The sequence below is a fragment of the Angustibacter sp. McL0619 genome (assembly GCF_049994355.1).
In the GTDB taxonomy this organism is placed as follows: Bacteria; Actinomycetota; Actinomycetes; order Actinomycetales; family Angustibacteraceae; genus Angustibacter.
The window spans coordinates 4,177,382-4,188,489 of the sequence record NZ_CP188257.1; the positions used below are offsets into that span (position 1 = coordinate 4,177,382).

The following is an 11,108-nucleotide window of genomic DNA, read 5'->3' on the forward strand; positions in this document are numbered from 1 at the left end:
GGGACCATGCGAGCAGCCATGAAGACCACCGTCCACCTCCTCGGCCGACCGCGCATCGAGCGCGACACCGGCGAGGACTACGTATTCCGCAGCCGCAAGAGCTGGGCTCTGCTGGCCTACCTGCTCCTGGCCGAGCGGCCCACCTCCCGCAGCCAGCTGGCCTCGCTGCTGTTCGCCGAGGCGGACGACCCCATCCGAGCGCTGCGCTGGGGGCTGTCCGAGATCCGGCGGGGCCTCGGTGACGACGGCTGCATCGCCGGCGACCCGGTGGTGCTGGACCTGCCACCGGACACCGTCGTCGACGTCGAGGTGGTCGCCCGAGGCGCCTGGGGGGACGCGGTCGACCTGCCAGGCATCGGCTCGGACCTGCTGGAAGGCACCGCGATCCGTGGCGCACCGGCGTTCGAGACCTGGCTGCTCGCGCAGCAGCGTCACGTCGCGGCGGCCTGCGAGGCGATCCTGCACGAGGCCGCCCTCGGGTCGCTGTCCCGGGGTCGGCTGCCGGAGGCCATCCGCTACGCGGCCCGCGCCGCCGGGATGAGCCCGCTGGACGAGAACCACCAGGCACTGCTGATCCGGCTGTACCGGCTGGCGGGCGACGACGAAGCCGCCGAGCGACAGTTCGCGCTCTGCCAGCGCACGCTCGCGACGGAGCTGGGGGTGGCACCCGGGCCGGCGGTCCGGGCCGCGCTGAGCGAGACCCGGCGCAGCGCCGACGGCGACGCGGACGACGCCACCGTCGAGGCGATCGTCGAGGCCGGCTCGGCCGCGGTGTCGGCCGGTGCCATCGAGGCGGGCGTGCAGTCCCTGCGCTCCGCGCGACGGCTCGCCGACCTGGGCCGGACCACCCGGCTGCGGGTCACCACTCGACAGGTGCTCGCCGAGGCGCTGATCCACTCCCTGCGTGGACTGGACGAAGAGGGCCTGGCCGCCCTCTATGAGGCCGACGAGATCGCCCTGGGCAGCGGCCTGACCGACCAGGTCGCGCAGGTGCGCGCCGAGCTCGGCTACGTCGACTTCCTCAGGGCCCGCTACGACCGTGCCGAGGTCTGGCTGACCGACGCGCTGAACCAGCCGGGCAGCTCGCCCGCCACCGCGGCCAAGGCCACCACCTACCTCGGCGCGGTGCGCAGCGACCGGGCCGACTACGACCGTGCAGCTGGGCTGCTGGAGTCGGCCGTCAATCTGTCGCGGAACGCGCGCGACCCCCGACGGGAGGCCCTCGCGCTGTCGATGCTGGGCCGGGTGAACCTGTTTCGCGGCAACCTGGACACGGCCGCCCGCCAGCTGGAGCTCTCGCTCGAGCTGGTTCACCGCGAGCACTGGCTGGGATTCGTGCCGTGGCCGCAGGCGTTGCGCGGCGAGGTCCAGCTCGCGTGCGGGGACCACGAAGGCGCGGCGGAGCTGCTCCAGCAGGCGTTCGCCCGGGCCTGCCAGCTGGGGGACCCCTGCTGGGAAGGGTTGTCCGCGCACGGCCTGGCGCTCGTGGCGGAGGCGGCCGGCGAGATCGACCGGGCCTTCAAGCTGCTCGCCGACGCACGAGTACGCAACAACCGGATGGCCGACTCCTACGTGTGGCTCGACGCCTACATCCTGGACACCCAGTGCGAGCTCGGCTCTCGGCACGGCCACCCGGACGTCGCGACCTGGGTCGAGACCTTGCGGGACGTGTCGTCCAGGACGGGGATGCTCGGTTTCAGCCACCGATGCCTGCGCTTCGGTGCGGACCTCGGCAACGAGGGCGACGCCGCAGCGGCCACACTGCTCGGCTGAGGAACTCGATCCAGGACAAACCTAGAGGTCGCTTTTCACAGAGAGAGACCTTTTCTCCGACAGTACATTTCTGGACATTCGCACCGTAAAGTTCACGTGTTGTCGCACGGGGATTCTCGACGCCGCCTAGCGTCGTAGGCCCCCGCGCCCCGCAGGCAGGCGCCGCAGATCACGGCGAGAGCGCAGTGCAGCGCCCCAGCCCGGGTAACCCCCAAGAACCGCACCGGGAGGTGCTCTCGTGTCCATCTCGCCATCCCTTTTGCGCCCTGCACCGGGGCCGACGTGACCCAACAGCTCACCCACCCAAGCCCCAGCGCGAGCCGGTCTCGAGCCCGGTCAGCCGTACGGCCGCAGCCGCGCGGCTACCGGCCGGACATCGAAGGCCTGCGCGCCGTCGCCGTCATCGTCGTCGTGCTCTACCACGCGAAGCTGCTCGGCGTTCGCGGCGGATTCGTGGGCGTCGACGTCTTCTTCGTCATCTCCGGGTTCTTGATCACCCGCCAGCTGCTCACAGTTGTTGGCGCGCAAGGGCTGCGGGCGCTGCCGACCTTCTACACCCGGCGGATCAAGAGGCTGCTGCCCGCGGCCGCAGTGGTCGTCATCGCGACGACGCTCGCCGTACGGTTGCTCGGCACGCCGCTGCAGGTGCGCCGGGTGGCGATGGACGCGATCAGCACGACGTTCTATGGCATCAACTATCGGCTGGCGATCCAGGGCACCGACTACCAGCACCAAGGTGACAGCGTCTCTCCGTTGCAGCACTTCTGGTCGCTCGCGGTCGAAGAGCAGTTCTACCTGGTCTGGCCGATCCTGATCGCCCTGGTCTGCTGGTTCGCCGGTCGACGGCGGGTCGCCGCGCTGGTGGTCGTGCTCGCCGCGGTCACCGCGATCTCGTTCCGCTTCTCCCAGGAGGTCACGGCGGCGTCCGCGTCCTGGGCCTACTTCTCGCTGCACACGCGCGCGTGGGAGCTCGCACTCGGTGGGCTGGTGTCCCTCGGTGCCGACCAGCTGGCCCGGCTGCCCGCCGTGCTCGCCTGGGCTACAGGCTGGCTCGGCCTCGCCGCGGTGCTGACCTCCGCGTTCCTGTACAACGACTCGACGCCGTACCCGGGATCGGCGGCGGCCCTGCCGGTCCTCGGCGCCACCGTCGTCGTGGCGGCCGGCTGCGGACGGCGACGCTCGGTGGAACGGGTACTCGGCGAGCCCCTGATGCAATGCCTCGGCCGGGTCTCCTACTCCTGGTACCTGTGGCACTGGCCGATGCTGGTGCTCGCGCCGCTCGTCGTGCACCACTCGCTCGGGGTGCTGGACCGGTTCGCGGTGGTCTGGCTCTCGCTGGCCGCGGCCGTGCTCAGCTACTTCTTCGTCGAGCAGCCCGTCCGACAGCTGGGGGCGGCGCCCTGGAAGGGCTTCGCCTTGGGCTTCTCGGTATCCGCAGCGGTGGCCGCCGTTGCGGTCGCCGCGATCGCGCTCGGCCCAGCTGTCGTCGGATCGGGTGCTGCAGTCGACCTGGCCACCACCGCCACGGCGACGCCCGAGGTCTTCCAGGAGATGGACGCAGCGGTGGCGGCCGGGGTGTCCGTCCGCGCGGCACCGCGCAACCTGGCACCCCAGCCGGCCGTCGCGGCGCGCGACCTGCCCGCGGCCGACGGCACGAGCTGTCACGCGAACTTCGCGACGATCCACCAGGGCCCGTGCGTCTACGGCGATGAGCGCGGGACGCAGACGATGGTGCTGCTCGGTGACTCGCACGCCGACATGTGGCTCGGTGCGTTCGACGAGGCTGCCCGAGCGCGGCACTGGAAGGTCGTGGACTGGACCAAGTCCGCCTGCCCGGCAGCCGGGATGACCGTACGCAACAGCAGCCTGAACCGCACGTACGTCGAGTGCGACCAGTGGCGCCAGGACGTGCTGGCCCGGATCGCGAAGCTCAAGCCGGAGCTCGTGGTGATGAGCAACTCGGAGAACCTCGCGCCGGCCTCGGTCACCCCGCAGCAGTGGTCCCAGGCGAGCCTCGCCACGATGGACGCGGTACGCCGCACGTCCGGCGCCAGAGTCGTTCTGCTGCAGGACATCCCGGTGCCAACGTACGACGTGCCGGACTGCGTCGCCGGTCACCTGGCGGCGGTGCGTGACTGCGCGTTCGCGACGAGCAAGGCCTACAGCTTCCCGGCCCGCCACCGCGATCTCGCGGCGCGGGCGGCCGCGGCGGGCTTCGCGGTGGTCGACCCGCTGCGCTGGATCTGCACCGAGCAGACCTGCCCGGCGGTGGTCGGCAACCTGCTCGTCTACCGCGACGACACCCACCTGACCGCCACGTTCAGCCGGTGGCTGGCCCCGCGAGTCGGCGGCCTCCTGACCACCCGACAGTGACGAGAGGCCCAACCATGTTGATCGGACTGCTCCAGCTGCGCGCCACCCTCCAGCAGCACACCCACGTCTACCTGTTCTCGCTGTTCGTGATCCTGACCTGGCTGGTCTGGCTCGCCAAGGTCGTGCTGTCCCGGCGGTACCGGCCGTGGACCGAACCGTTCGCCACCACCACGAGTGTCGTGATCCCGGTGGTGGACGAGCCGCCGGCCCTCTTCCGCGAGGTTCTGCAACGGATCGTCGACCAAGGACCGACGCAGATCGTGGTCGTGATCAACGGCCCGCGAAACGTCGTCCTGGAGAACGTCTGCGACGAGTTCCACGACGACGTCGAGTGGACGTGGACGTCGGTCGCCGGCAAGCGCAACGCGGTCCGGGTAGGCGTCGAGCGCTCCATCGCCGAGGTGGTGTTCCTGGTCGACAGCGACACGCTGTGGACCGCTGGCGCGCATGACGAGCTGATCAAGCCGTTCGCGGACCCCGGCGTCGGCGGCGTGACCACCCGGCAGCGCATCCTGGAACCGCACCGCTCGTTCCTGACCCGATGGGCGGACTGGCTGGAGAACTCCCGGGCGCTGTACTCGATGCCGGCGCAGAGCGTCCTGGGCACCGTCGGGTGCCTGCCCGGACGCACCATCGCCTTCCGCCGGGCGGTGCTGCAGCGGGCCATGCGGGACTTCCTGGAGCAGCGCTACCTCGGCGTCCTGCTCGAGGTCTCGGACGACCGCACGCTGACCAACCTCACTCTGAAGATGGGGCTGCGTACCGTCTACCAGTCGACCAGCCTGGTGCTCACCGATGCACCGACACAGCTCAAGAAGCTTGCCAAGCAGCAGTTCCGCTGGGCGCGCGGCAGCCAGTACAACACCTTGCGAATGCTGCCGTGGATGCTCGGCCACGCACCGCTGCTGGCCTTCTTCTTCATCGCGGACATCGCCCTGCCCTTCCTGTGGCTGGCCTCGGCGGTGGCCTGGGCGATCCGGATGCGCAACGGCCAGGGAGCCAACCTCTACGAGGGATTGCTGCACGTGCGTCAGCACGCCCTGGTCGCGGTCGTCCTGCTCACCGTGCTGACCTCGACGCTCGCGATGTGCCTGCGCCAGATGCGGCACCTGAACGAGGTGCCCGGCGACTACCCGCGCATGCCCTTCTTCATCCTGTTCAGCACGCTCGTGCTGATGCCCATCAGGCTGCTCGGCTTCCTGCGGCTCGCCCACGTGGGCAGCTGGGGAACCCGGGCCGACGCCTACTCCGCCTCGCAGTCATCGTCGGGCTCCGACGGCGGCGGCGACGGCGACCCACGCGCTCTCATTCCCTACCTGATCGCCACCGCCGTCCTCGTCCTAGGAGTTGAGTACGATGTTCTCGTCCACTAGCGCAGCCACCGGCCGGGTGCCGACCATCCTCGTCGGTGTCGCACTCGCCGCCATCGGGACCACCATCTACCTGTCCCCCGCAGGGTCCTCGCGAGGCGCCGAGCGTCCCCACAGCACTCCGACGCCGACTCCGTCGGCCGCCGCTGCAGGGGACTCCGACGGCATCACACCCACTGCCGCACCGAGTCATTCGCCTCCGGGTGCCCAACCCAGGCGGGCGTCCTCGACCGCGACCGGCTCGTCGTCGGGCTCAGTCAGGCGGGTGAGCGAGGTCGCCACCGCGACTCCCCGCACGCGCAAGCCGAAGATCGACGTCGTCGTGGTGAAGGTGCCGGGGACCACCCGCACAGTCACGAAGGTGGTGACCACCACGGCCGCCGGCGCCAAGACCGTGGTCACCGTGCCGACCAAGTCCGCCCTGGTCTCGCCGGCCAAGAAGTACTACGGGCTCGCCGAGGACGGTCTGCCGGGCAGCCAGACCCTGTTCTCCTCGTTGGACGAGAAGGCCGGCAAGGCACCCAACCTGGTCGAGTGGTTCGAGTACTGGGACGACAGCTACTCACCGCAGAAGGTCACCCAGTCCTGGCAGCGCGGGGCGCTGCCGGTGATCACCTGGCAGTCGGCACCGCACGACTACGCGAACAGCCATCGCGACATCAGCGGCTACTCGATGCAGAACATCGCCCGCGGCACGTTCGACAGGTACCTGAGCAGCTTCGCGACCTCGGTGGTCAACACCAAGCTGCCGGTGGTGATCCGGCTGGACCAGGAGATGAACGGCAACTGGTACCCGTGGAGCGCCGGCTACTCCGATCGCGGCATCACCAACGACCCCAGGTACTTCCGCGCCGCCTGGCAGCACATCTGGCAGGTGTTCGACAGGGCAGGCGCCAACAAGTACGTGATCTGGGGCTGGACGCCCTCTCGCACCGACACGCTCAAGCCCGGTTCGACGACCGGTTTCACCAACGGAGACACCGGTCTGGTCGAGGACTATCCCGGCGACCGGTACGTCGACTGGCTGGGCATGTCCGGCTACCAGTTCCGCCCCAGCCAGCCCGCGACGTACGACTACACCTTCGACGGGACCTTGAACGGCAACACAGCCGATGTCGGCCTGAAGTCGGTCAGCAGGACCAAGCCGATCCTGATCGCAGAGATGGGCTCGGCGCAGGTGGTCGGCGAGGACACCGACAACACCGCGGCCAAGACGGCCTGGACGACGCAGACCCTGGCCGCCGTGGCCGACGACCCGCGCCTGGTCGGGTTCGTGCTGTTCAACAACGACGTCAAGCGCCTGCACTCGATCAGGCTGACCGACGGGACCCACCTGAGCGTGGACACCAACTGGCAGTTCGCCTCGTCCGCTCCGGCGCTCGCCGCATTCCGCCAGGGCATCGCGGACCCGCGGTTCGGCAATGGCCTGATGCCCGCCCAGCTCAAGGGAACCGTGACCCTGAAGGGACAGTCATGAAGCTGACCGTCATCGGCACCGGATACCTCGGTGCGACGCACGCCGCCGCCATGGTCGAGCTCGGTCACGACGTGCTCGGCGTGGACGTCGACGACTTGAAGATCAAGCGGCTGGCCGCCGGCGAGGTGCCGTTCTTCGAGCCCGGCCTGCCCGAGCTGCTGGCTCGCGGGCTCGACAGCAGTCGGCTTCGGTTCACCACGTCCTTCGCCGAGGCCGGCGACTTCGGCGATGTGCACTTCATCTGTGTCGGGACACCGCAGCGCAAGGGCGAGTTCGCCGCGGACCTGACCCATGTGGACGCCGCGATGGCGTCGCTGCTGCCGGTGCTGCGGCCCGGCTCCGTCGTGGTCGGCAAGTCCACGGTGCCGGCCGGGACGGCGAAACGACTGGCCGGCGACGTCGCCGCCGCCGCGGGTGAGCTCGTCTGGAACCCGGAGTTCCTGCGGGAAGGGTTCGCCGTCCAGGACACGCTGCGGCCTGACCGGATCGTGATGGGTGTCGAGTCCGAGCGCGGGGCAACCATCCTGCAACAGGTCTACGCCTCGATCCTGGCCGAAGACACCCCGTTGGTGGTGACCGACTTCGCCACCGCGGAGCTGGTCAAGGTGGCGGCGAACTCGTTCCTGGCCACCAAGATCTCGTTCATCAACGCGATGGCCGAGGTCTGCGAGGTCACCGGGGCGGACGTCACGCTCCTGGCCGACGCGCTCAGCTACGACGACCGGATCGGTGGCCGGTTCCTGCACGCTGGGCTCGGCTTCGGTGGGGGCTGCCTGCCCAAGGACATCCGGGCGTTCATGGCCCGGGCCGGCGAGCTGGGCGTCGACCAGGCGCTGAGCTTCCTCCGGGAGATCGACGCGATCAACCTGCGCCGGCGCGCCCGGATGGTGGACCTGACCCGCGAGCTGTGCGACGGATCCCTGGCCGGGGTGCGGGTCGGCGTTCTCGGGGCCGCGTTCAAACCCAACAGCGACGACATCCGCGACTCCCCCGCGCTGGACGTCGCCCTCGCGGTCCAGGCGGCCGGTGCCGCCGTCCGCGTCTACGACCCGCAGGCGATGGACAACGCTCGGCTGTCGTTCCCCACCCTGGCGTACGCGGGCAGCGCCGTCGAGGCAGCCGGCGACGCCGACGTCCTCCTGCACCTGACCGAGTGGGCCGAGTTCGGCGAGCTCGACCCGGGCGAGCTGGGCGGCGTCGTCCGGCAACGACGAGTCGTGGACGGTCGCAACGCCCTGGACCCGGCCGCCTGGCGCGGACAGGGCTGGACCTACCGCGCCCTCGGACGACCCTGACCTAGAGCCTCTTCGCACCCACCGGTCAGTCGAGGGCCGGCACGACGGGCGCGGTTGCGGCTGACCGCGAGCGCCGCGGCGTCCGGTACATGGTGGTCGCCACCACTGCGGTGGCCAGGATCAGGCCTGCGGCGGTCAGCAGCGCGGCGTCCGCACCGCTGACGAACACGTGCTGAGCCTGCTGCACGGCGTCCCGGGTGCCCGGCCCGGCCGCGGCCGCGTGGCGCCCGGCGGCGCTGAACACGGTGACCAGCACCGCGAGCCCGAGCGTCGAGCCGATCTGCTGGGCAACGTTGACCAGCCCGGCGGCTGCGCCGGCGTGCTTGGGGTCGACCCCCTGCAGCGCGGCGCCGGTGATCGGCACGAAGACCGTGCCGTTGCCCAGTCCCATCAGGAACAGCGGGACGCCGATGGTCCAGTAGGCAGGGTCGGAGGAGGTGTGGCTGAGCCAGAACACGCTGGCCGCCGACACCAGCGCCCCGAGCACCATGGTCGGACGCGGGCCGAGTGCTTCGACCAGGCGCCGGGCGGACAGCTGCGACGCGATGAGCACGCCGACCGTGACCGGTAGGAACGCCAGGCCGGCCTTCAGCGGGCCGTAGCCGATCTCGGTCTGCAGCAGCTGGGTCATGAAGAAGAACATGCCCATCATGCCGGCCACCAGCAGCATCCGGCCCAGGTAGGCGGCCGAGCGGGTGCGGTCGGCGAACAGGCTCAGCGGGGTGACCGGTGCCGCGGCGACCCGCTCCACCAGGACGAACGCGGCGAGCAGCACCAGGGCGGTGGCGAACGAGGCCAGCGTCACCGGGTCCGACCATCCGGCGTCCGCCGCGTGCACGAAGCCGTAGACCAGGGCAGTCATGCCGATGGTCGAGGTGATCGCGCCGGCGACATCAACCCGGCCCGAGTGCCGCGGGGTCTCCGGCAGCACGAGCGCGGCCATCACGATGACCGCGAGGCCGATCGGCACGTTCACGAACATCACCCAGCGCCAGGACACCCACTGGGTGAGCATCCCGCCGGCGACCAGGCCGATCGCGGCGCCACCGATCGAGACGGCGGTGAACAGGCCGAGGGCGCGGGTGCGCTCGCGACCCTCGGGGGTGCTGATGGTCAACATGGCCAGCACGGCCGGCGCGGCCAGTGCGGCACCGAGGCCCTGCACGGCACGTGCGGCGATCAGCAGCTCGCCGGTGGTGGCCAGCCCGCCGGCGAAGGAGGCGGCGACGAACACGGTCATGCCGGCCAGAAAGACCCGGCGACGGCCGAGCAGGTCGCCGGCGCGGGCACCGAGCAGCAGGAAGCCGCCGAAGGCGAGCGTGTACGCATTCATCACCCAGGAAAGGCCGGTCTGGCCGAGCCCGAGCGAGCGCGCCATGTCGGGCAGCGCGACGTTCACGATGCTGGCGTCCAGCACCACCATCAGCTGAGCCACCAGCACGGTGCCGAGCACGAATGCGGGTGAGGCGTTGATCCGGCTGCGTGGGGCGGATGGCATCCGGCCCGGCGCTGCCGAGGAGTTCAGGGTCTGCGCGGTCACGGGAGTGCTCCGTAGGTAGTACGATCGGAAAGAAGTGGAAGGCGCCTCCGGTTACAATACGGAGGGTCCCTCCGCTTAGCAAGTCCATTTCGAGGTTTCTTCAGACGCAGTTGCGAGGTGCAGCGTGAGCACGGAGCCGGCGACGAGGCCGACGACGGTCCCCACCACGGACGTCGGGGGTCCGCAGCGACCCCTGCGCGCCGACGCCCGCCGCAACTACGACCAGATCGTCGACGCGGCCCGCCAGACGCTGCTGGAGCAGGGCAGCGCCGCGTCGCTCGAGGAGATCGCTCGTCGGGCGGGAGTGGGCATCGGCACGCTGTACCGCCGCTTCCCGAACCGCCTCGACCTGCTCGAAGCCGTCTACCGCGAGGACGTCGACACGCTCCGGGTGCAGACCGACGAGCTCCTCGCGACGAAAGAACCATGGCCGGCGGTCGAGGGCTGGGTCCACGGGTTCTTGACCTACGCGGCGACGAAGCGCGCGCTGTTCACCGAACTGGTCGAGGCAGTGGGGCGGGACTCGGCGCTGCTCACGTACTCGCGCTCGGTGATCACCGGGACGGCCGACGCGGTGCTCAGCAACGGCAAAGATGCCGGCGTGGTCCGCCAGGAGGTGGACAGCTCCGACGTCATCCGGCTGATCGGCGGGTGCTCGATGATGGGCGCACTCGACGAGGAGCAGCAGCAGCGCGTGGTCACCATCGTGCTGGCCGGCATCCGCGCCTAGCTCAGTCCAGCTCGGACATCTCCTCGAACGACAGGCGCTCGCCGACCTCGCCGTCGTGCAGCGGGAACTCGACCTTTCCGGCCCCGACGCACCACGAGGCCACCTCGATCCGCAGGTGGCCCGCCGCGACCATCGGGTCCTGCTCGGCCAACGCCAGGGCCTGCGCCGTCCCGACCGTGTAGACGCTCATGCCGCGCAACCGGACGTCGCTCTGGCGGCGCATCGGGCCGTTCGCCACCGTCAGCCCGCGGGCGGCCAGGTCGGCGCCGTACGCGAGGTGACGCAGCTGCAGGGCACCCAGCTCGTCGTCTAGAACCGCACCCGATCAGTCGTCGGCGTCCTCGAGCCGGAACCCGACCTTCATGGTGACCTGGAAGTGCGCGACCTGGCCGTCCTCCAGGTGGCCGCGGACGCCCTCAACCTCGAACCAGTCCAGGTGGCGCACCGTCGCGCCGGCCCGGGCAAGGCCGTTGCGGATCGCGTCGTCCACGGACTGCGGGCTGGTGCCGACGATCTCGGTGATGCGGTAGGTGTGGTTGCTCATGGTGCT

9 protein-coding genes are annotated in these 11,108 nt (G+C 70.4%); 6 read left to right on the forward strand and 3 right to left on the reverse strand.

Annotated elements, in window-relative coordinates:
- Positions 1–18 precede the first annotated feature (18 nt).
- From ACPPVT_RS19565 to ACPPVT_RS19585, 5 genes are all read left to right on the forward strand, one after another.
- Positions 19–1,773, forward strand: coding sequence for a BTAD domain-containing putative transcriptional regulator (locus ACPPVT_RS19565; protein ID WP_426563223.1), 1,755 nt, complete (start codon positions 19–21; stop codon positions 1,771–1,773).
- A gap of 282 nt (positions 1,774–2,055) precedes the next feature.
- A complete protein-coding gene (locus tag ACPPVT_RS19570; RefSeq protein WP_426563225.1) occupies positions 2,056–4,146 on the forward strand; it encodes an acyltransferase family protein in 2,091 nt (696 codons plus the stop codon).
- 14 nt (positions 4,147–4,160) lie between these two features.
- Entirely contained in the window at positions 4,161–5,519 is a 1,359-nt protein-coding gene (locus ACPPVT_RS19575) for a glycosyltransferase (RefSeq protein ID WP_426563226.1), read from the forward strand.
- A gap of 262 nt (positions 5,520–5,781) precedes the next feature.
- Positions 5,782–6,993, forward strand: coding sequence for a glycoside hydrolase family 26 protein (locus ACPPVT_RS19580; protein ID WP_426563228.1), 1,212 nt, complete (start codon positions 5,782–5,784; stop codon positions 6,991–6,993).
- Positions 6,990–8,288 carry a UDP-glucose dehydrogenase family protein gene (locus ACPPVT_RS19585; RefSeq protein ID WP_426563230.1) on the forward strand — a complete coding sequence of 433 codons (1,299 nt, stop codon included), beginning with the start codon at positions 6,990–6,992 and terminating at the stop codon, positions 8,286–8,288. The genes ACPPVT_RS19580 and ACPPVT_RS19585 overlap by 4 nt, the downstream gene beginning before the upstream one ends.
- Positions 8,289–8,313: 25 nt before the next feature.
- Here ACPPVT_RS19585 and ACPPVT_RS19590 read toward each other — a convergent pair whose 3' ends face one another.
- Positions 8,314–9,828 (reverse strand): MFS transporter, encoded by a 1,515-nt coding sequence (locus ACPPVT_RS19590; RefSeq protein WP_426563232.1) that lies wholly within the window; start codon positions 9,826–9,828, stop codon positions 8,314–8,316.
- A gap of 124 nt (positions 9,829–9,952) precedes the next feature.
- Here ACPPVT_RS19590 and ACPPVT_RS19595 point away from each other — a divergent pair, with 124 nt between their 5' ends.
- A complete protein-coding gene (locus tag ACPPVT_RS19595) occupies positions 9,953–10,558 on the forward strand; it encodes a TetR/AcrR family transcriptional regulator (protein WP_426563234.1) in 606 nt (201 codons plus the stop codon).
- Between the two features lies 1 nt (position 10,559).
- Here ACPPVT_RS19595 and ACPPVT_RS19600 read toward each other — a convergent pair whose 3' ends face one another.
- Both ACPPVT_RS19600 and ACPPVT_RS19605 read right to left on the reverse strand, forming a co-directional pair.
- Positions 10,560–10,781 (reverse strand): hypothetical protein, encoded by a 222-nt coding sequence (locus ACPPVT_RS19600; RefSeq protein ID WP_426563236.1) that lies wholly within the window; start codon positions 10,779–10,781, stop codon positions 10,560–10,562.
- A gap of 102 nt (positions 10,782–10,883) precedes the next feature.
- Positions 10,884–11,102 carry a dodecin gene (locus tag ACPPVT_RS19605; protein ID WP_426563238.1) on the reverse strand — a complete coding sequence of 73 codons (219 nt, stop codon included), beginning with the start codon at positions 11,100–11,102 and terminating at the stop codon, positions 10,884–10,886.
- Positions 11,103–11,108 lie beyond the last annotated feature (6 nt).